The sequence below is a fragment of the Flavobacterium lacus genome, assembly GCF_003268815.1.
GTDB lineage: Bacteria > Bacteroidota > Bacteroidia > Flavobacteriales > Flavobacteriaceae > Flavobacterium > Flavobacterium lacus.
This window is the reverse complement of sequence record NZ_QLSV01000017.1, coordinates 44078-65255: the sequence shown is the minus strand read 5'-3', so window position 1 is coordinate 65255 and position 21178 is coordinate 44078. Positions and strand designations below refer to the sequence as shown.

The 21178-nt window shown below is 34.4% G+C and carries 23 protein-coding genes; 16 read left to right on the top strand and 7 right to left on the bottom strand.

Going from position 1 to position 21178, the window contains the following annotated elements; translation table 11 throughout:
• Positions 1–72 precede the first annotated feature (72 nt).
• Positions 73–372 (bottom strand): type II toxin-antitoxin system RelE/ParE family toxin, encoded by a 300-nt coding sequence (locus tag B0I10_RS14590; RefSeq protein WP_112087252.1) that lies wholly within the window; start codon positions 370–372, stop codon positions 73–75.
• Positions 372–596 (bottom strand): hypothetical protein, encoded by a 225-nt coding sequence (locus B0I10_RS14585; RefSeq protein ID WP_112087251.1) that lies wholly within the window; start codon positions 594–596, stop codon positions 372–374. Before B0I10_RS14585 ends, B0I10_RS14590 begins: the two co-directional genes overlap by 1 nt.
• A 276-nt stretch (positions 597–872) precedes the next feature.
• On the opposite strand from B0I10_RS14585, the gene B0I10_RS14575 reads away from it, so the two are divergent.
• The 12 genes from B0I10_RS14575 (at position 873) to B0I10_RS14525 (ending at position 13160) form a co-directional block, all read left to right on the top strand.
• On the top strand, positions 873–2732 hold the full coding sequence (locus B0I10_RS14575) for an ABC-F family ATP-binding cassette domain-containing protein (RefSeq protein WP_112087249.1): 1860 nt from the start codon (positions 873–875) through the stop codon (positions 2730–2732).
• A gap of 81 nt (positions 2733–2813) precedes the next feature.
• Positions 2814–3647, top strand: coding sequence for an O-methyltransferase (locus B0I10_RS14570; RefSeq protein WP_112087248.1), 834 nt, complete (start codon positions 2814–2816; stop codon positions 3645–3647).
• Positions 3648–3734: 87 nt separating this feature from the next.
• Entirely contained in the window at positions 3735–4424 is a 690-nt protein-coding gene (locus tag B0I10_RS14565) for an ABC transporter ATP-binding protein (protein WP_112087247.1), read from the top strand.
• 36 nt (positions 4425–4460) lie between these two features.
• Positions 4461–4595, top strand: coding sequence for a hypothetical protein (locus tag B0I10_RS15850; protein WP_262510654.1), 135 nt, complete (start codon positions 4461–4463; stop codon positions 4593–4595).
• 4 nt (positions 4596–4599) lie between these two features.
• Positions 4600–5460 (top strand): ATP-grasp domain-containing protein, encoded by an 861-nt coding sequence (locus B0I10_RS14560; protein WP_112087273.1) that lies wholly within the window; start codon positions 4600–4602, stop codon positions 5458–5460.
• A gap of 110 nt (positions 5461–5570) precedes the next feature.
• On the top strand, positions 5571–6143 hold the full coding sequence (locus B0I10_RS14555) for a cob(I)yrinic acid a,c-diamide adenosyltransferase (RefSeq protein ID WP_112087246.1): 573 nt from the start codon (positions 5571–5573) through the stop codon (positions 6141–6143).
• Positions 6144–6325: 182 nt separating this feature from the next.
• A complete protein-coding gene (locus tag B0I10_RS14550; RefSeq protein WP_002986941.1) occupies positions 6326–6547 on the top strand; it encodes a DUF2795 domain-containing protein in 222 nt (73 codons plus the stop codon).
• An 80-nt stretch (positions 6548–6627) separates the two neighbouring features.
• Entirely contained in the window at positions 6628–9978 is a 3351-nt protein-coding gene (gene secA, locus B0I10_RS14545) for a preprotein translocase subunit SecA (RefSeq protein WP_112087245.1), read from the top strand.
• Between the two features lie 203 nt (positions 9979–10181).
• Positions 10182–11021, top strand: coding sequence for an MlaE family ABC transporter permease (locus B0I10_RS14540; protein WP_112087244.1), 840 nt, complete (start codon positions 10182–10184; stop codon positions 11019–11021).
• On the top strand, positions 11018–11764 hold the full coding sequence (locus tag B0I10_RS14535) for an ABC transporter ATP-binding protein (protein ID WP_112087243.1): 747 nt from the start codon (positions 11018–11020) through the stop codon (positions 11762–11764). Before B0I10_RS14540 ends, B0I10_RS14535 begins: the two co-directional genes overlap by 4 nt.
• Positions 11765–11770: 6 nt before the next feature.
• Positions 11771–12538 carry an MlaD family protein gene (locus tag B0I10_RS14530; protein WP_112087242.1) on the top strand — a complete coding sequence of 256 codons (768 nt, stop codon included), beginning with the start codon at positions 11771–11773 and terminating at the stop codon, positions 12536–12538.
• A 43-nt stretch (positions 12539–12581) separates the two neighbouring features.
• Positions 12582–13160: a hypothetical protein gene (locus B0I10_RS14525; protein ID WP_146740375.1), complete on the top strand. Its 579-nt coding sequence runs from the start codon at positions 12582–12584 to the stop codon at positions 13158–13160.
• Positions 13161–13346: 186 nt separating this feature from the next.
• On the opposite strand, the gene B0I10_RS14515 is transcribed toward B0I10_RS14525, so the two are convergent.
• Together B0I10_RS14515 and B0I10_RS14510 are read right to left on the bottom strand one after the other, a co-directional pair.
• The gene (locus tag B0I10_RS14515) at positions 13347–14741 is read right to left on the bottom strand and encodes an FAD-binding oxidoreductase (RefSeq protein WP_112087239.1); all 1395 of its coding nucleotides are present in this window, start codon (positions 14739–14741) and stop codon (positions 13347–13349) included.
• Between the two features lie 32 nt (positions 14742–14773).
• Positions 14774–15685 carry an AEC family transporter gene (locus tag B0I10_RS14510; RefSeq protein ID WP_112087238.1) on the bottom strand — a complete coding sequence of 304 codons (912 nt, stop codon included), beginning with the start codon at positions 15683–15685 and terminating at the stop codon, positions 14774–14776.
• A 118-nt stretch (positions 15686–15803) separates the two neighbouring features.
• Between B0I10_RS14510 and meaB the strand changes: the two genes are divergently transcribed.
• The 4 genes from meaB to B0I10_RS14490 all read left to right on the top strand — a co-directional run bounded on the left by meaB (position 15804) and on the right by B0I10_RS14490 (position 18606).
• Entirely contained in the window at positions 15804–16889 is a 1086-nt protein-coding gene (gene meaB, locus B0I10_RS14505; protein WP_112087237.1) for a methylmalonyl Co-A mutase-associated GTPase MeaB, read from the top strand.
• 152 nt (positions 16890–17041) lie between these two features.
• Positions 17042–17275: a helix-turn-helix transcriptional regulator gene (locus B0I10_RS14500; protein ID WP_112087236.1), complete on the top strand. Its 234-nt coding sequence runs from the start codon at positions 17042–17044 to the stop codon at positions 17273–17275.
• Entirely contained in the window at positions 17268–17594 is a 327-nt protein-coding gene (locus tag B0I10_RS14495; RefSeq protein ID WP_112087235.1) for a HipA N-terminal domain-containing protein, read from the top strand. The genes B0I10_RS14500 and B0I10_RS14495 overlap by 8 nt, the downstream gene beginning before the upstream one ends.
• On the top strand, positions 17581–18606 hold the full coding sequence (locus B0I10_RS14490; RefSeq protein ID WP_112087234.1) for a HipA domain-containing protein: 1026 nt from the start codon (positions 17581–17583) through the stop codon (positions 18604–18606). The genes B0I10_RS14495 and B0I10_RS14490 overlap by 14 nt, the downstream gene beginning before the upstream one ends.
• Before the next feature lie 58 nt (positions 18607–18664).
• Here B0I10_RS14490 and B0I10_RS14485 read toward each other — a convergent pair whose 3' ends face one another.
• From B0I10_RS14485 to B0I10_RS14475, 3 genes are read right to left on the bottom strand one after another with little or no spacing between them, the layout of a single operon-like run.
• On the bottom strand, positions 18665–19684 hold the full coding sequence (locus tag B0I10_RS14485; RefSeq protein ID WP_112087233.1) for a T9SS type A sorting domain-containing protein: 1020 nt from the start codon (positions 19682–19684) through the stop codon (positions 18665–18667).
• A gap of 42 nt (positions 19685–19726) precedes the next feature.
• Positions 19727–19954 (bottom strand): hypothetical protein, encoded by a 228-nt coding sequence (locus B0I10_RS14480; RefSeq protein ID WP_112087232.1) that lies wholly within the window; start codon positions 19952–19954, stop codon positions 19727–19729.
• A gap of 45 nt (positions 19955–19999) precedes the next feature.
• Entirely contained in the window at positions 20000–21178 is a 1179-nt protein-coding gene (locus B0I10_RS14475; RefSeq protein ID WP_112087231.1) for an AIR synthase related protein, read from the bottom strand.

The window sequence follows — 21178 nt, the reverse complement described above, 5'->3', positions numbered from 1 at the left end:
AATGAGTCAATTCGAAAATAATTAAGCCTAACAGGTTTTTGCACTTGTCAAGTGTAGACTTTTCTTAAACCACTATTTTACTTTTAACTTATTTGGGTTTTGTTTTAAATGAAAAACTCTCAAAACATAAAGATTTTCATTGTCACAAGTATAAACCAATTTATAACTCCACAAGGAAGCTGAACGAACGTTTTCCTTTCCGATAGTTTCTTCAATTTTATATTTCGTGGGCTGAATTGTTAGACTTGCCGAAAAATCCAAAATTGCATTATACACTTTTGTTGCAATTGTTTGACTTTTAGTTTCTTTTAAAATGTAATCATAAATTGAATTAAGCTCATCAATGGCTTTGTCTCTCCAAAAAACTTGCATTACTTTCTAATTTCAGAAACCGATTTCATTTTTAATTTTCCGCTTTTTATTTCCAGCAAAGCTTGTTCGATATCGTCGATAAATTCATTTTTGTTAATAGCATTTCCTTTCTCATCATATCCAATAACAGATACGTCAAGGTTAGTTTTTACTTGATATGCTTCTGTTGGCTCTTCAACTTTGTTGATGTGTTTTTTTTCGTGGCTTGGGTTCTTTTTATTCATAACATTAAATTAAAGAATAAATGTAAGGATTTTTTTTTAAATGCAAAACCCAATTGCATTTCCCTCCTAACCCCGATTGCAATGGAAATCCTGGCATTGCGACCTCAAATTTTGTTTCGGAGATTGCTTCGCCCCTCGCAATGACAGATTGCAATGGAAAGCGGGAACACGGATAACCGATAAAGACCAAGCCATTCGTTTCAGAAAAAATAAAGCATTACTTTTGCACTTTTAAAACCATTGACTAATTGGCAAATTGCCGTATTTATACATTAAATGAACTATCTTTCAGTAGAAAATATATCCAAATCCTTCGGCGAACGTGTATTGTTTGACAAGATTTCCTTCGGAATCAATAAAGACCAAAAAATTGCTTTTATTGCCAAAAATGGTTCGGGGAAAACGACCATTATGAATATCATTAATGGTATTGACGAACCGGATACAGGTCAGGTGGTGGTCCGAAAAAATATTCGAATGGCTTTTTTATCGCAAAAAAATGAATTGCAAGATGAATTGACAATTGAAGAAAGCATTTTTGCCAGTGATAACGAAACGTTGAAAGTAATTGAGCAATATGAAAAAGCTCTCGAAAATCCTGAAAATGAGGAAGCCTATCAAAAAGCGTTTGATTTGATGGACCAACACAATGCCTGGGATTTTGAAACGCAATTCAAACAGATTTTGTTTAAATTGAAGTTGGAAGATTTTAAATTGAAAGTAAAAAGTCTTTCGGGCGGACAAAAAAAGCGACTTTCATTGGCGATTATTTTGATTAATCGTCCGGATTTATTGATTTTGGATGAGCCAACCAACCACTTGGATTTGGAGATGATTGAATGGCTGGAAAGCTATTTTGCCAAAGAAAATATTACGTTGTTTATGGTGACGCACGACCGTTTCTTTTTGGAACGTGTTTGTAATGAAATCATTGAATTGGATAACGGTAAACTGTATCAGTATAAAGGAAACTATTCGTATTATTTAGAGAAAAAAGAAGAGCGAATTGCTTCTGAAAACGCTAGTGTTGACAAAGCTCAGAATCTTTTTGTAAAAGAGTTGGCTTGGATGCGTCGCCAACCGAAAGCGAGAACAACGAAATCGAAATCGCGTCAAGATGATTTTTATGTGATTAAGGAAAAAGCCGAAAGTCGCCGAAAAGAAAATGTCGTAGAATTGGAAATCAATATGGAACGCATGGGAAGCAAGATTATTGAGCTTCACAAGTTGTTCAAAAAATTCAAAGATCGAGTGATTTTGGACAATTTCTCTTATGATTTTCAGCGTGGCGAACGCATTGGAATTATAGGTAAAAACGGAACCGGAAAATCAACCTTTTTGAATATTTTGACCAAAACGATGTTGCCCGATGCCGGAAAAGTGGTGATTGGCGATACGATTAAAGTGGGATATTATACACAAAGCGGCATCAACCCAAAACCGGGTCAAAAAGTCATTGATATTATTAAAGAATATGGTGAATATATTCCGCTTACGAAAGGAAAAATTATTTCAGCTTCGCAATTGCTGGAACGTTTTCTTTTTGATGCGAAAAAACAATATGATTTTGTAGAAAAATTGAGTGGTGGCGAATTGAAACGATTGTATTTGTGTACGGTTTTGATTCAGAATCCGAATTTCTTGATTTTGGATGAGCCAACGAATGATTTAGACATCGTAACATTGAATGTTTTAGAAAGTTTTTTATTGGATTTTCCCGGATGTTTGTTAGTGGTTTCGCACGATCGCTACTTTATGGATAAAATTGTAGATCACTTATTTGTGTTTCGAGGTGAAGGTGAAATTGAAGATTTTCCGGGTAATTATTCCGATTTTAGAGCCTATGAAGACAGTGCTGATGTGGCTTTAAAAGAAGAAAACAAAGCTGACAAAAAAGCTTGGAAACAAAATAATTCGACAGGAAATTTATCGTTTAACGAACAAAAAGAATTTCAAAAAATTGAACGGGAAATCAAAGAGTTGGAATTTGAGAAAAAGCAAATCGAACAATTGTTTGCCGATGGAAAAGTAACTGATGATGCTATTGCGAAAAAAGCGAATGAGTTGCAAGTGATTATAAAGAAATTAGAAGAAAAGGAAGAGCGATGGTTTGAACTTTCTTCGAAAATTGAATAACTATTTAAACCATTAAGATATTAAATTACATTAAGGTTTCTTAATTCCCTTAATATCTTAATGGTTTAGAAAAAAATTGAAATGTTTCATATCATAAAATCATATTTTAAATTTTTAATAAGTTCCAAAAACCAACATGGAGTTCATTCGCCATTTGTGTTCGATTTGGTGACGAAATGTTTTTATGATAGAAGAAACTATCCTGAATATTCCATTTTAAAAGAATACCGAAAATCACTTTTAGCAAACCACAATACCATTGAAGTAACCGATTTTGGTGCTGGTTCAAGAGTTTTTAAATCCAATCAAAGAAAAATTTATGCTATTGCAAAAAATGCCGGAATTTCTCCCACAAGAGCTGAATTGTTATTTAGAATTACAAACTATTTTCAACCTGAAAGCGTACTAGAAATTGGAACTTCGTTGGGATTGGCTACAATTGCTCTTTCGCTGGGAAATAAAAATGCTAAAATTACTACGTTGGAAGGATGTCCTCAAACTTTAAATCAATGTCAATGGCAATTTCAATCTCAAAAATCAAATTTTAAAAGCGAAAACATTGAATTTATAAATACCGAATTTTCAAGTTACCTGAAAACCCATCACCCATCACCCATCACCCATCACCTTTTTTATTTTGATGGTAACCATTCTAAAAAAGCAACTTTAACCTATTTTGAACTTTTATTACCAACCATTTCAAACAATTCGGTTTGGATTTTTGATGACATTCATTGGTCAAAAGATATGGAAGAAGGTTGGGAAATGATTAAAAATCATCCAAAAGTGACCGTTACGATTGATACTTTTCAATGGGGAATCGTTTTTTTTAGAAAAGAACAAGAGAAAGAACATTTCATCATCAATCCAAATAAAAATATCAGTTCGTATATTTTTGAACGAATTAGGATTTAATTTGTAACAAAGTCCGTTTTTTTTCTACTTATAAGAAAATTATATAATTCGATTTCTGAATTCAAATTTCTAAATTCTCAATTAACTATGGCAAATCCATTAATCAAAATAACCAATCTAAAACGAGATTTTATTTTAGGAAGTGAAACGATTTATGTTCTAAAAGGCATCGATTTAGAAATTAATAAAGGTGAATATGTTGCTTTGATGGGACCATCCGGATCAGGGAAATCAACGTTGATGAATCTTTTAGGTTGTTTGGACTCTTCAACTTCGGGAACCTATATTTTAAATGGAAAAGACGTTAGCAAAATGCACGATGACGAGTTAGCTGAAATCAGAAACAAAGAAATCGGATTCGTATTTCAAACATTCAATTTGATGCCAAGAACAACGGCTTTGGACAATGTAGCTTTACCGATGGTTTACGCCGGATATTCAAAAACGGAACGCAACGAAAGAGCAACTGAAGTATTGAAGCAAGTGAATTTAGCCGACCGAATGGATCACAAACCCAACGAACTTTCGGGTGGGCAACGTCAACGTGTAGCGATTGCGAGGGCTTTGGTAAACAAACCTTCGATTATTTTGGCCGATGAACCCACCGGAAATTTAGATTCAAAAACTTCCGAAGAAATTATGGGACTTTTTAATGAAATTCATAACAACGGAAATACTGTAATTTTGGTTACGCACGAAGAAGAAATTGCGGCTTATGCACACCGAATTATTCGTTTGCGTGACGGAATTATCGAAAAAGACGAGCGAGTAAAATAAACAATTTGTAACTTTGTTACATAAAGTTTTACTCCTATGAAAACCCTAATTATCGTCATGATTGTACTTTTTGTGGCCGTTATTATTGTCACTAGAATTGCTAATAAACAAAGTGGAAATCGCCGAAATCGCAGTTTCAAAACCAATTACTATTCCAAAAAGAAAAAATAATCTGATGAAAATTGGACTACTTACCTGCGAACGATTACCTGATCTTTTAGAATCGGATCAAAAATTAATTCCGCTTTTTGCCAAGGAAAATATTTCTGCAAAAGTCGTGGTTTGGGATGATGAATCAGTTGATTGGACTGAATTTGATTACCTCATTTTCAGAAATACGTGGGATTATTATCAAAAAGAAATTGCGTTTAATCAATGGTTGAGTAAAATTGAATCATTAGGAATTAAAACCTTTAATCCGATTTCAATCATCCAAAAAAACAAACATAAATTTTATTTAAAAGAATTAGAAAAAGCCGGAATTTCGATACTTCCGACAATCTTTTTAGAAAAAAATTCAACTTCATATTTACACGATTTAATTCCTTCGAATTGGGAGCTAATTGTTATCAAACCAGCGTTTTCCGCCGGGAGCTATTTGACAAAATTAATTAATAGAAGTGAAATTGAATCCATCCAAGCAGAATTCAAAGAACATTTTGAAACCAAAGATTTTCTTTTGCAAGAATTTCGTCCGGAAATAAAAGAATTGGGCGAAACATCCTTCATCTTTTTTAATGGAAAATTTTCGCATGCTATCAATAAAAAACCAGTGGAAAACGATTTTAGAGTTCAAATTCAATACGGTGGAAAATACACTTTAATTCAACCTAATGCTGATTTACTGCTACAAGCCGAATTAGTTTTATCAAAAATTCCTGAAAAATTGCTTTATGCTCGCGTTGATGGAATCGTCATCGAAAATAAACTTCACTTAATGGAAATTGAACTCATTGAACCTGATTTGTATTTTGATTTAGTTGATGGAGCAAGAGAAAGATTTGTTGAAGCTTTTTTGAAGGTGCTAAGAAGCTAAGGTTCTCAGGCTCTGAGGTTATTCCGTACCATCTTAAAACTACGATTTAATTCAACCCAATTAAAAAAACTTAGTACCTTAGCAACTTAGAACCTCAGCAACTTAAAAAAATGAAAATATATACCAAAACCGGCGACAGCGGCACCACAGCACTTTTTGGCGGAACACGCGTTCCCAAACACCATATTCGTATTGAAAGTTACGGAACCGTGGATGAATTGAACTCACACATCGGCTTAATTCGTGACCAAAACATCAATCAATTATACAAAAACATCTTAATTGAAGTGCAAGACCGCCTTTTTACGGTTGGAGCCATTTTAGCTACACCTCCCGAAAAAGAGATTTTAAAAAATGGTCAACCACGGTTAAATATCAATCGAATTTCAGAAGAAGACATTCAATTATTGGAAAATGAAATTGACATAATGAATGATTCGTTGCCACCGATGACTCATTTTGTGCTTCCTGGAGGACATACAACTGTGTCATATTGTCATATTGCACGTTGTGTTTGCCGAAGAGCCGAACGCTTATCGGTGCATCTTCACGAACTAGAACCGACAGATGAGCAGGTTTTAAAATACCTAAACCGCCTTTCTGACTACCTTTTTGTCTTGGCACGAAAGTTGTCCTTTGACCTTCAAGCGGATGAAGTAAAATGGATTCCGAGAAAAGAGTAATCAGTTGGCAGTTTTTAGTCATCAGTTTAAACTGAACACTAAAAACTGAACACTGACCACTATTTTAACCACGTTCTTACCTTTAAAAAAGTAAAAAAAATACTTTTTGGTAAAATAAATCACTTTTTACTTGACTATATCAGTAGAAAATTTATTTTTGCATAAAATTAAATCGATAGAAGATGTATTGGACATTAGAATTAGCATCCTATTTAAGTGATGCACCGTGGCCAGCCACCAAAGATGAGCTTATTGACTATGCTATTAGAACGGGAGCTCCACTTGAAGTAGTGGAAAACCTTCAATCTATAGAAGACGAGGGCGAGATATATGAGTCGATGGAAGAAATTTGGCCGGATTATCCTACAGACGAAGATTATCTTTGGAACGAGGACGAATATTAAACAAAAATAAAAAACACCAAAAAGAAGTCTCACACGAGGCTTTTTTTTTGTGTAAATTTGCACACTAAAAAACAACCATTATGAGTTTCATTAATAGTATTCTTAAAGCATTTGTGGGCGACAAATCCGAAAAAGATGTCAAAGCAATACAACCTCTTATTACTAAAGTAAAATCGTTTGAAAGCAGTTTGGTCTCGCTTTCACATGACGAATTGCGAGCTAAAACAGCTTTCTTTAAAGATAAAATCAAACAAGCTCGTGCTGAGAAAGATGCTAAAATTACTTCGTTAAAAGCAGAAGTTGAGCAAATTTCAGATATAGATAAAAGGGAAGACATTTATCTTTCTATCGATGCGTTGGAAAAAGAAGCTTATGAAATTTCAGAAAAAACATTACATGATATTCTTCCTGAAGCTTTTGCTGTAGTAAAAGAAACTGCAAGAAGATTCAAAGAAAATACTTCTATTACCGTAAAAGCCACTCCAAAAGACATTGAACTTTCAGCTGCAAAATCGTATATTTCTATTGAAGGTGATAATGCCGTCTGGGCAAATTCTTGGAATGCTGCCGGAAAAGAAATTACTTGGGACATGATTCATTACGACGTTCAGTTAATTGGCGGTGTGGTTTTACATCAAGGTAAAATTGCTGAGATGCAAACCGGTGAAGGAAAAACATTAGTAGCAACCCTTCCACTCTATTTAAATGCGTTAACAGGAAACGGTGTGCATTTGGTTACCGTGAATGATTATTTGGCAAAACGTGACAGTACTTGGAAAGCTCCTTTATTTGAATTTCATGGTTTAACAGTTGATTGTATTGATAATCACCAACCAAATACCGATGCCAGAAGAAAAGCATATGATGCGGACATTACGTATGGTACGAATAATGAATTCGGTTTTGATTACCTAAGAGATAACATGGCTCATTCGCCAAACGATTTAGTACAACGTAAACACAATTATGCTATTGTGGATGAGGTCGATTCGGTTTTGATTGATGACGCTAGAACGCCATTGATCATTTCAGGTCCGGTTCCGCAAGGCGACCGACATGAATTTAATGAGTTGAAACCAAAAGTTGATAACTTGGTTTCTTTACAGCGAAATTTAGGAACCGGATTTTTAACGGAAGCAAAACGTTTAATCAAAGAAGGAAACACAAAAGACGGCGGTTTTCAATTGTTGAGAGCCTATCGTTCGATGCCAAAAAATAAAGCATTGATTAAATTTTTGAGTGAAGAAGGAATCAAACAATTACTTCAAAAAACGGAAAATCAATACATGCAAGACAACAACCGTGAAATGCCAAAAGTGGATGAAGCGTTGTATTTTGTAATTGAAGAAAAAAACAATCAAGTTGAATTAACCGATAATGGTGTGAAATTTCTATCCCAAGATACCGATGAAAATTTCTTCCTACTTCCAGATATTGGCTATGAAATTGCCCGAATTGAAAAAATGAATTTGGCTAAAGATGCCGAAGCCGAAGAAAAAGAAAAATTGTTTCAAGATTTTTCGATTAAATCGGAACGTATTCACACGCTGACTCAATTATTAAAAGCCTATACACTTTTTGAAAAAGATGTAGAATATGTAATCATGGAAGATAAAATCATGATTGTAGATGAGCAAACAGGTCGTATTATGGATGGTCGTCGTTATTCTGACGGATTACACCAAGCGATTGAAGCCAAAGAAAATGTAAAAATTGAAGCGGCTACGCAAACTTTTGCGACAGTTACACTTCAAAATTACTTCCGTATGTACAGCAAATTAGCCGGTATGACGGGAACTGCTGTAACAGAAGCGGGCGAACTTTGGCAAATTTATAAATTGGATGTAGTGGAAATTCCAACCAATCGTCCGATGGCAAGAAAAGATGAGGAAGATTTAATTTATAAAACAACCCGCGAAAAATTTAATGCCGTAATTGAAGATGTAACCAAATTATCCTTAGCCGGAAGACCGGTTTTGATTGGAACAACTTCGGTTGAAATTTCAGAACTATTGAGTAGAATGTTGAAAATGCGAAACATTCCGCACAACGTTTTGAATGCAAAAATGCATAAAAGAGAAGCAGAAATTGTTGCGGAAGCCGGTAAAGCCGGAATTGTAACCATCGCCACCAACATGGCCGGCCGTGGAACGGATATTAAACTTAGTGCCGAAGTAAAAGCAGCCGGTGGTCTGGCCATTATCGGAACAGAACGTCACGATTCGCGTCGTGTAGACAGACAGTTACGTGGTCGTGCCGGTCGTCAAGGAGATCCGGGAAGTTCGCAATTTTATGTTTCGTTAGAAGATAATTTAATGCGTTTATTTGGCTCTGAACGAGTAGCCAAAGTAATGGATAGAATGGGCTTGAAAGAAGGCGAAGTGATTCAGCATTCAATGATGACTAAATCCATTGAAAGAGCTCAGAAAAAAGTAGAAGAAAACAACTTTGGTGTTCGTAAACGTTTGTTAGAATATGATGACGTAATGAATTCGCAACGTGAAGTGGTTTACAAACGCAGAAGACACGCTTTACACGGTGAACGTTTGAAAGTGGATATTGCGAATATGCTTTATGACACGTGTGAGAACATCACCAACGAAAATAAAGCCGTAGTTAATTTTAAAAACTTCGAGTTTGAATTGATTCGCTATTTTTCAATTACTTCTCCAATTACTGAAAGTGAGTTCAACAAACTTTCTGAAATGGAAATTACCGGAAAAATCTACAAAGCAGCATTGGCTTATTATCATGAGAAAAATGCCAGAGATGCCAGAGAAGCTTTCCCTATCATAAAAGATGTTTTTGAAAATCCGAATAATCAATATGAGCGAATTGTCGTTCCATTTAGTGACGGTCAAAAGACGTTGAATGTGGTTACAAATCTTAAAAAAGCATACGAAACAGAAGGAAAACAATTGGTTGCCGATTTTGAGAAAAATATCATCTTAGCCATTGTTGATGAAGCTTGGAAGAAACATCTTCGCAAAATGGATGAATTGAAACAATCGGTTCAATTGGCTGTTCATGAGCAAAAAGATCCGTTATTAATTTATAAATTTGAGGCGTTTAATTTGTTTAGAACGATGTTGGATAAAGTGAATAAAGAAGTGATTTCGTTCTTATTCAAAGGTGATTTGCCAAATCAAAATACAGCCAATATTAAGGAAGCAAAAGAAGTTCGTCCGAAAGAAAATTATCAAACTTCTAAAGATGAAATTCCGAACAGCGATTCATTAGCAGCTCAACATCGTGAAGCTGGACAAACGCAACGTCAGCCAATTACGGAAACGATTGTTCGTGAAACACCAAAAATTAACCGAAATGATACCGTTACTGTTAAACATGTGATGAGTGGAAAAACGGAAAGTATGAAATATAAAAAAGCCGAAAGTATGATTGCGAGTGGCGAATGGGTTCTGGTTCATTAATAGTATAAAAAATAGTAAAACTATCCTCAATTGTTAATCAATTGGGGATTTTTTTTGTCTTCATACATGTCAATTATGTAACTATTAAAAATAGTTATGTAATTGGCACCGCATTTCTTTTTTGATCTTTGTACTGAGCTAGAAATCAGCTTTTGTTCTACAAAATTAGTAGCTTAAGAATATATTTAAGAAAGATTTCAACTATGAGAAAAGTATTGGCAACTGTTTCAGTTAATAAAACGAAAGAAAAAATTCTTAAGCTTAGTGAAAAAACTATTACTAAGAAAGAAGAAGCGTTTTCTTTTTTTACTAAAATTTCAGATGTCGTACTTTTTTTGACAGTAGTTTTTAAAGAAACCTTTTCGAGAGATTTTGAATTCAAAGAATTCCTCAAACAATGCTATCAGATTGGTTATAAAACACTTCCGTTAATTTCAATAACGGGAACGATCATGGGTCTAGTACTTACCATTCAATCACGACCGGTTCTAATAAAATTTGGTGCAGAAACCATGTTACCCAGTATGGTTGCTGTGTCAATTATCCGAGAAATGGGGCCAGTAATTACGGCTTTAATTTGTGCCGGAAAAATTGGTTCAGGAATCGGTGCTGAATTGGGCTCGATGAAAGTAACCGAACAAATTGATGCCATGGAAGTTTCATCTACCAATCCGGTTCGCTTTTTAATTGTTACTCGGGTATTAGCAACAACATTAATGGTTCCTATTTTGGTTTTATATGCGGATGCGTTAGGCATAATAGGTAGTTGGATAGGAGCAAACATCAAAGGAGATGTTTCATTCGTTCTGTTTTTTGCACAAGCTTTTAAACCTGTTGAATTTATTGATTTATTTCCTGCCATAATCAAAACCTTCTTTTTTGGAGCAGCAATTGGTTTGGTTGGCTGTTACAAAGGTTTTAATGCCGGCAGAGGGACAGAAAGTGTTGGAAAAGCAGCCAACTCAGCAGTTGTTTTAGCTTCTTTATTGGTAATTATAATAGACATGGTTGCCGTTCAAATTACAGACATGTTCATATCATGATCAATCAAACAAACAGAAAAAAAGTGGTGGAGATAACTAATCTCAAAAAATCATTTGGTAATCAAGTGATTTTAGAAGATATCTCTTTGTCATTATATGAGGGCGAAAATTTAGTTGTATTAGGAAAATCAGGAACCGGAAAATCAGTTTTGATAAAATGTCTGGTTGGATTACTGTCAACAGACAGCGGAACAATTTTAGTTTTTGATGAGAATATAACTTCGGCTTCTGGAAAAGAATTGGCCTTAATTAGAGAAAAAATGGGTTTCCTTTTTCAAAGTGGAGCGTTATATGATTCGATGACCGTTCGTCAAAATATTGAATTTCCGTTAAGACGAATTAAAAAAGAACTCACTGAAGAGCAAATTGAAGAAAAAGTAAAAGAGGTCCTTGCAAATGTTGGACTTACAGATTCTATTGACAAAATGCCTTCTGAACTTTCGGGAGGAATGCGAAAAAGAATTAGTTTGGCTCGAACGCTTGTGATTGACCCAAAAATAATGTTATACGATGAACCAACAACAGGCCTCGATCCTGTTACTTCAAACGAAATTAGCGAATTAATTGTTGAAGTTCAAAAAAAATATAAAACTGCTTCTATTATTATTACACATGACATTAAATGTGCTCAAAAAACGGCAAATAGAATTGTCATGCTCGACAAAGGAAATGTTTTTAAAGAAGGAACATTAGAGGAATTTGAGAAATCAAACGAAAAATTAATACAATCATTTTTTAATTAAAACATAATGAAAGTACATTCACAAAACTTCAAAGTACGATTAGGCCTTTTTATCGCAATTGGAATATTCATCTTTGTTGTCGCCATATTTTTAATTGGAAAACAAAAAAACCTCTTCAATCCGGTTTATACTTTAAACACAACATTTTATAACGTTGGTGGTTTACAAGTAGGAAATAAAGTTCGCTTTTCAGGAATTAACGTCGGGACGGTTGATGCCGTTAGAATAATCAATGACTCCACTGTTAGTGTCACCATGTTTATAAAAAAAGATGTTCAAAAATTCATTAAAACCAATAGTGAAATAAGCATTGGATCTGAAGGATTGATTGGTGATAAACTGCTTCAAATTTCACAAGGAACCTCAAATGCCAATTTTGCAAAAGATGGCTCTTCCTTAGTTTCAAATGAACCAATTGAGATGGACGAGATTTTTGCAAGTTTAAAAATTACAGCCGAAAATGCAGAATTAATTACAGATGAATTAGCCGAAATCATGATTTCAATTAACAGTGGCGAGGGAACGCTTGGAAGACTGATCAACGATCCGAAAATTGCTGAAAACTTGAGTCAAACGATGTCAAATCTCAAAAGTAGTTCAAAAGGTTTAGACGAAAATATGGAGGCTGCCAAAGAAAACTTTCTATTAAGAGGTTATTTCAATCGAAAAGAAAAAGCCGAAGAGAAAGCGAAGAAAAAAGCCGAAGAGAAAAAAGAAAAAATTAGAAAAGAAGAAGAACGCAAAGCGGAAGAAGCAAAAAAGAAGAAAAACTAATTTTAGTTATCGGAAAGATTTATATTTTTGATAAAAAGTACATATGAAATCAAAATTGATAATCCTTTTTCTTCTGATAAGTTATCTGTGTATTTCTCAATCCATTGAAACATTAAAATCGGATTGTGCAACAATGTATGAATCAACATACAACATGGAATTTGAAAAAATTTTGGATTATACGCATCCTAAAGTATTTGAAATTGCTGATCGAGAAACTATGCTAACGATTTTGGATGAAACATTTCAAAATGATCAATTACGCATTCGGTTGGTTCATCCAAAAACAACATTTACTTTTTCAGAAGTTAAAGAAATTGAAGGAAAGAAAATTTGTGTGGTAGAATACCCGCAAGCCATGCGAATGATTTATGAAAATCCGCTTTCGGAGGAAGAAAAAAGTTCGATTGAAGAATCGTTGAAAACAACAATGACATCCAAAAAAATTACATTTGAAAAAGACCGTAATGCTTTTTACATTGATGGAAAAGATATCATGATTGCTGTTTCGGAAGAAGCTACCCAAAACAAATGGAAATTGATTAATTACGATAAAAATCAACCTCAATTGCTAAATATGATATTGGGTGAAAATGTTGTAAAACAATTGGGTTTACAATAATTTAAAAAATAAATACTATCTTTACTCTCATGCTTCTAATGGCATTACCAAAAAATTATGGCAAAGAGTCAAGACGCTAAGAAAAACGTAAAGAAAGAGCCTTTAAAAACGGCGAAAGAGAAAAAAGAAGAGAAACGCGAGAAGAAAAACAAAAGGGATTAATTTTTTAATCCCTTTTTTGTTGTTTTAAGGCAAAATTTTACCCGGATTTAATATTCCATTGGGGTCAAAAACAAACTTAATGCGTTCCATTAATTCTAAATGTGTTTTAGAAAAAGCGATGTCCATATATTCTTTTTGAACATAGCCAATGCCGTGTTCGCCGGATAAAGTTCCGTTTAAAGAAACGGTTAATTCAAAAATTTCTCGAATGCCTTTGGTAATTTCTGTATTCCATTCTTGGTCAGAAAGCGTTCCTTTGATGATATTTACATGCAAATTTCCATCGCCGGCATGACCATAACAAACCGATTTAAAACCATATTTTTTTCCAATCGATTTTATACCTTCTAATAATTTTGGTAATTCATATCGCGGAACAACCGTATCTTCCTCTTTATAAATTGAATTGGCTTTCACCGCTTCGGCAATACTTCGACGCATTTTCCACAAGGCCTTTTTTTCGTCTTCGGTATCGGCGAATAAAATATCATCAATTTGAAATTGTTCAACAACGGTCATAATTTTTTCGGCATCAACCATCAAAATTTCGGGATAATTTCCATCCACTTCAATGAGCAAATGAGCTTGAATTTCAGGTTTCACTTGCACGCTCAATCCCTCAATGAATTCTAAAGCCCAATCAATGGCATCACGTTCCATAAATTCCAATGCACTCGGAACAATTCCTGCTCTAAAAATAGCAGAAACCGCTTCACAAGCTTCATTGGCTTTGTAAAACGGAACCAACATTAATACGTTATGCGTATTTTTCGAAAGTAATTTTAAAACAATTTTGGTTACTATTCCCAACGTTCCTTCGCTTCCTACCATTAACTGCGTAAGGTTGTAACCAGTTGAGTTTTTTAAGGTATTCGCTCCGGTCCAAATAATATCTCCGGTTGGCAAAACCACTTCTAAATTAAGCACATAATCTTTGGTTACGCCATATTTTACCGCTCTTGCACCACCGGCATTTTCGGCAACATTTCCGCCGATGAAACAACTTCCCATACTGCTTGGATCGACTGGATAAAAAAGACCTTTCTCTGAAACGGCTTCACGTAACACTTGCGTAATCACACCAGGTTCGGTAATGACTTGCAAATTTTGTTCATCAATGGATAAAATTTTATTAAACCGTTCCATCGAAAGTCCGATTCCACCTTGAACGGATAATGCTCCGCCACTCAAACCGGTTCGAGCTCCAATCGGTACAACCGGGATTTTATATTGGTTGGCAATTTTTAAAATTTCAGCAATTTCTTTTGCGGAAGAAGGTTTTACGACCACATGAGGTGGAAAAACATAATCTTCGGTTTCATCGTGACCGTAGTGATTTCGGGTTTCTTCATCGGTAAAAACAAACGATTGACCAACGATATTTTCTAATTTGAATAAAATTCCGGAATTGAGTTGCATACTTTATTTTTAAACCAATAAAGGTAAAAAAATTATACCAACGAAAGTAGCCAATACCAAAAAGCTAAGGTTAAAAATGAAAGTGGAATACCGATTCCAACCATCATACTGCTTAATTTCGGTTTTAATCCATACGTTGAAGCCAAAATCGCTCCTGTTATCATGGGAGCCATCGCTGATTCCATGATAGAAACATCAACTACTAAACCTTGACCCTTAAGAATAAACTTATATAAAATCAGGAAAAATAAAGGCGTTAGCATCAATTTAAAGAATAATCCCAAAGCCAAAAAATTCCAATGCTGACTATTTTTATCAATTTTTAATTGTAAGCCTACCGAAACCAAAGCAATTGTTGAAACAGTTCCGCCCACTTTTTGAAAAACAGATTGAAGCATATCAGGAAAATCTAGTTTCAAGACATTAAGCAAACAAGCCATTACAAAAGCAATAAACGGTGGAAAGAACAAAATTTTCTTTACGATTAGTTTTGAATCAACTTCACCTTTTGAAAAAATTGAGGCGACAGTCACTCCCAAAGTAGCTAATACAACGAACGACCCGGGTTGATCAACAATAATTGCGGTTTGTAAACCCTCTTGACCATATAACGCTTCAATCACGGGAAATCCAACAAAAGAAGTATTTCCCAATCCGCCGGTTAAAATCAAACAACCGGTTAGTTTTTTAGACCAACCCAACCATTTCCCCAAGCTATAAAAAAACAAAAATGACAACCCAAATCCGAGCCACGCCACACCAATTGGAAACAATAATTTTGAAGAAATCTCTATTTTGGGAATATAATACAATGCCAAAGCCGGAAGTGAAATATAAATCACAAAATGGTTTAAAGCTACATATCCATTTTTTGGAAAACTTTTGAGAAATTGCAATCCAAATCCAATCGTTAAACAAAGAAAAATCAAAATTAGATTATCCATAAATTAAAATAGAGTGCAAAAATACCATTATAAAATTATCGATTTATTTTTTAACCTCTTTTTATTGTCTTGAAACTCTTATTGATTTTACTTACTTTTACTACTTTAAACTAATGTTGTGAAAAAAACAATTCCGAATAAATCTGCTTTGAATGAAAAAAAAGGTGTCCCTCAACCGGAATTCATCAGTGATTTGGTTGTGAAAAACATTAAGCAATTTCGAAAAATTCAACCGTCGTCAAATGAATTGATTGATGGCATTTTAAAAGGAAATATTTCTGATTTAAGTCGTGCGATTACCTTAGTGGAAAGCACAAATCCCGAACATTTAGCAAAAGCGAATGAAGTGATAAATGCGTGTTTGCCACATGCAAATAAATCCGTTCGTATTGGTATAACCGGTGTTCCCGGCGTTGGAAAAAGTACGTTTATTGAAGCTTTCGGAAAACACTTAACTTCGTTAAGAAAAACAGTAGCCGTTTTGGCTGTCGACCCGAGTAGCACCATTTCTCATGGAAGCATTTTGGGCGACAAAACCAGAATGGAAGAATTGGTTAAAGATAAAAACGCCTTCATTCGACCTTCTGCTTCGGGAGAAACGTTGGGTGGTGTTGCAAGAAAAACGCGTGAAACCATTATTTTATGTGAAGCTGCCGGATTTGATACCATCATCATTGAAACAGTTGGTGTTGGTCAAAGTGAAACCGCTGTTCACAGTATGGTTGATTTCTTTTTACTTTTAAAAATTTCCGGTGCGGGCGATGAATTGCAAGGCATCAAACGTGGCATTATGGAAATGGCCGATGCCATCGTTATTAACAAAGCAGATGGCGATAACATCAAAAAAGCAAACTTAGCCAAATCAGAATTCAATCGAGCATTACATCTTTTTCCTGCTAAAAAATCAGGTTGGATGCCGACTGTTTCTACTTGTAGTTCTTACACAAAAGATGGAATTGATGAAGTTTGGAAAACCATTACCAATTATTTGGAGTTAACACAATCTAATGCCTACTTTCAAGAAAAAAGAAAAGAGCAAAACCAATATTGGATGATGGAAACCATTAATGAACAATTAAAAAATCATTTTTACAACCATCCTGAAATTATTGATTTATTGGAGAAAAAGAAAAAAGCCGTTCAAAACAATTCACTTTCACCTTTTGCGGCAGCGATGGAATTACTTTCAACTTATTTTAAATAAATTCTTATTTTATACCCTATCTAATTCAAAATTTGTAATATTTTTGTTTTTATACTATAAATGGTATAAAATATAAATAAAATTAAAAAATATACCTTTTATGGTGTTATTTTTCGATATTTTTATATATTTGTGGCTTAAAAGGTATAAATATGCGAGAAAATTTAACCGATTTGAGTAAGCACATTAAACTCAAACGCAAGCAAAATAAACTCACACAACCCGAATTAGCCTTAAAAGCCGGAGTAGGATTGCGATTTGTGCGGGATTTAGAACAAGGGAAAAGCACCTTGCGAATGGATAAAGTGAATGATGTATTACGATTATTTGGAGAAACATTAGGACCAGTTCCAATGGATCGAGATAAATTGATAACAGATGAATAGAAGTGGAAAAGTATATATGAAAAATGAATATTGCGGAACAGTTTTAGAAACTGATCAAGGTTATTTATTTCAATATGATTCCCAGTATTTAAAAAAAGAAAATGCTCAAGCAGTAAGCCTAACATTACCACTAACTGAAAACCCCTATCAAAGTAAAACCCTTTTTGCGTTTTTTGATGGATTAATTCCCGAAGGTTGGTTGTTAGATCTCGCCGAGAAAAATTGGAAAATAAATTACAAAGACCGAATGGGTTTGCTCCTCACCTGCTGTAAAGATTGCATTGGGGCTGTAAGTGTTGTAAAAAATGAAGAACTATAAAAAGAAATATTTAGCACGATTAGAAAATTCCACCAGGGAAGTTCAAGAACCAAGAACTTTTTATGGCAGGAGATGTTTGTATTGCTACGAACCTCTTTTAGATAGTTCATCCGATTTTCATGAAGCCTGCAATAAACGCTTTTTTGGTCAATTAAAAACGCCACAACTCAATTACAACTTAGAAAATCTGCAAGAATTAGCATCAAAAGTCATCCAAAGTCAAATGGCGGTAACAGGAGTTCAAGCCAAAGTATCATTGAGTTTATTTCGAAAAGAAGAAAAAAATTTAACCAAAAAACTAACCATCGTTGGTCTTTATGGTGATTATATACTCAAACCGCCATCGGAACATTATGCCCAATTACCGGAACTGGAAAGTGCAACCATGCATATGGCGGATGTTTGCGGTATAAAAGTAGTTCCACACAGTTTGGTTAAATTGCAAGACGAAACCCTTTGTTACATCACAAAACGTGTGGATCGAACTCGAAAAAGCAAACTCCTTATGGAAGATATGTGTCAACTTAGCGAACGATTAACAGAAGATAAATACAAAGGAAGTCACGAACAAGTGGCCAAATTGGTTTTAAAATATTCGAGCTCACCACTTTTGGATGTGAGCAATTTTTATGAACAAGTATTATTTAGTTTTTTTACCGGAAATTCAGATATGCATTTGAAGAATTTTTCTTTGTTGGAAAAAGAAGGACAAGGTTTGAGTTTATGTCCGGCTTATGATTTAGTGCCAACAGCCCTAGTCAATCCAGCTGATACCGAAGAATTGGCTTTGACTTTAAATGCCAAAAAAAGAAAATTAAAATACCAAGATTTTCTATCCGCATACGAAAAATGTGGATTAAGTAAAAAAGTATTGGATAATACATTAGAACTTTTTGTGTATGCCAAACCCGAAATGGAAGCCGTTTTGGGAAAAAGTTTTGTGAGTGATGAATTTAAAATGAAGTATTTGAGTTTGATGGAGAGTAGATATAATCAGTTAAATTTAGTTTAAAAAGCCGACCCAAAAATAAAATGAGTCGGCTTTTTTTTAGTAAAAACAATTATAAAATCTATTCTTTCACAATTTTAAATTCTTTCGTCTGATTTTCAGATTTTATCTTAACCAAATACAAAGCACTTGGTAAATTGGATACGTTTACATTAACTTCGGTTGCATCGTAACTTTCATTTATCAAACGTTGACCAAGTAGATTATAAATTTCTATCGATTGAATTGGAAAACTAGTAGAAATTGTTAAAGTCGAAGAAACAGGATTGGGATAAAACTTCAAATTTTGCAATTCAATATTAGCCGTATTTAAAGTAACAATTACTGTAACCGGAAAAGGCTGACTTCTATATTCACCATCATCGTTTACTGCATAATACGTTTTATTATTTTCCAAAGGCAAACTTAATGATAACCGATTAACATCTGCTTGAGCATCATCAAAAGTGTCGTACCAAAGTACATTTGAAGGTGTGATTACAATGTCGGCAAGTGTGCTACCGGCATTAAACGTTTGAGGACTAGGTGCTACAGGATTGGCGATTGGGATGACATCAACAACTAGAGTTATAGGTGAAGCACATTGATTGGGTTCTGGTATAAAAGTGTATGTCCCAGAAATTGTATTATCTATAACTGCTGGAATCCAAGTTCCCACAACTCCATTTGGTGAAACAAGAGATAAAGGTGGAACATTATCACCCATATAAATAGTCAAATTGGTTGAAAAGTTTGGAGTGATTGAAGAAATAATAATTACTTGTAGAGTAAAAGCTGTAGCATCTTGCCCTTGATTTGGCGTAAAAACATAGTTTCCAGAAGTAGTATTATCTATTGTTGAGGGAGACCAAGTTCCGGTAATACCATTTTCCGAAGTTGTTGGCAACATAGGAATGGTAGAACCATTACAAAATTGAATAGTATCCGAGCCATTATTAAAGATTGGTGTAACAGTATCAATTCTTTCTGATAAAATAAAACTACAGTTCTTGTTGTTTTCTTCAAAATTTCCAACATTATTAGCTACTGAAATTTGGTAGAAGAAAAACACCTGCAAAGCAATAAGTAAAGTTTTTTTCATAAAAATAATTTTTATAAATATAATAAAATTTTCTTTTAAAAATTACTCCTCATATCGTTCCATTTCTCTATCATAAAAAGCTCCGGCTAACTCGATTAACTTTTCCATTTCAGTTTCGAGGTCTTTTTCGTCTTCTGCATCAACTTCTTCAATGATTTCAACTTCATCATCTTTTAAATTGATTATAAAACGAGGATATTCTAAATGAATGATAAAAATATCTTCCGGATGATCGGTATTGTCTGCTAAAACGAATTTTGGTAAGTCCATTTTTTATGGTAATTGGTTATTGGTAATGGGTTAAAGGTAAATGAATTAGTATTCAAATGTACCAAATTCACTGGTAATTGTTAATTTTTTATGTTCGGAAGCTTCTACTCTACCGACAATTTGAGCATCAACGTTGAATGATTTTGAAATTTCGATAATGTCGTTGGCGATTTCGGCAGGAACATACAATTCCATTCGGTGACCGCAATTAAACACTTGATACATTTCTTTCCAATCGGTTTTAGATTGTTCTTGAATCAATTTAAATAAAGGCGGAATCGGAAATAAATTATCTTTGATAATGTGCAGATTATCAATAAAATGTAAAATTTTTGTTTGTGCTCCACCACTGCAATGCACCATGCCGTGAATTTCCTTTGGGGAATATTTCTCTAAAATTGCTTTGATAATTGGAGCATAGGTTCGCGTTGGAGAAAGCACTAATTTTCCGGCATCAATCGGACTATTCTCTACTTCGTCTGTCAATTTTACTTGACCGGAATAAACCAAATCAGAAGGAACAGCAGCATCAAAACTTTCCGGATATTTTTCGGCTAAATACTTTGCAAAAACATCATGACGAGCAGAGGTCAAACCATTACTTCCCATTCCGCCGTTGTATTCTTTTTCATAAGAAGCTTGTCCGAACGAAGCCAATCCTACAATAACATCGCCTGATTTAATGTTGGCATTGTCAATCACATCGCTGCATTTCATTCGGGCAGTTACGGTAGAATCTACTATGATTGTTCGAACTAGATCGCCCACATCAGCAGTTTCGCCACCGGTTGAATGAATCGTAACACCAAATGATTTTAGTTCTTGGATTAATTCTTCCGTTCCGTTGATGATGGCAGAAATTACCTCAGCCGGAATTAAATTTTTATTTCTTCCGATGGTGGATGAAAGCATGATATTATCGGTTGCACCAACACAAAGCAAATCATCTATATTCATAATCAATGCATCTTGAGCAATGCCTTTCCACACCGAAATATCACCGGTTTCTTTCCAATATAAATAAGCCAACGACGATTTTGTCCCGGCACCATCGGCATGCATTAAGAGACAATAATCGTTGTCTCCTGTTAAATAATCAGGAACAATTTTGCAGAATGCTTTAGGAAATAAACCTTTGTCAATGTTTTTAATGGCATTATGCACATCTTCTTTGGCGGCAGAAACTCCGCGAAGAGCATAACGTTTGCTGGTATCAGAACTCAT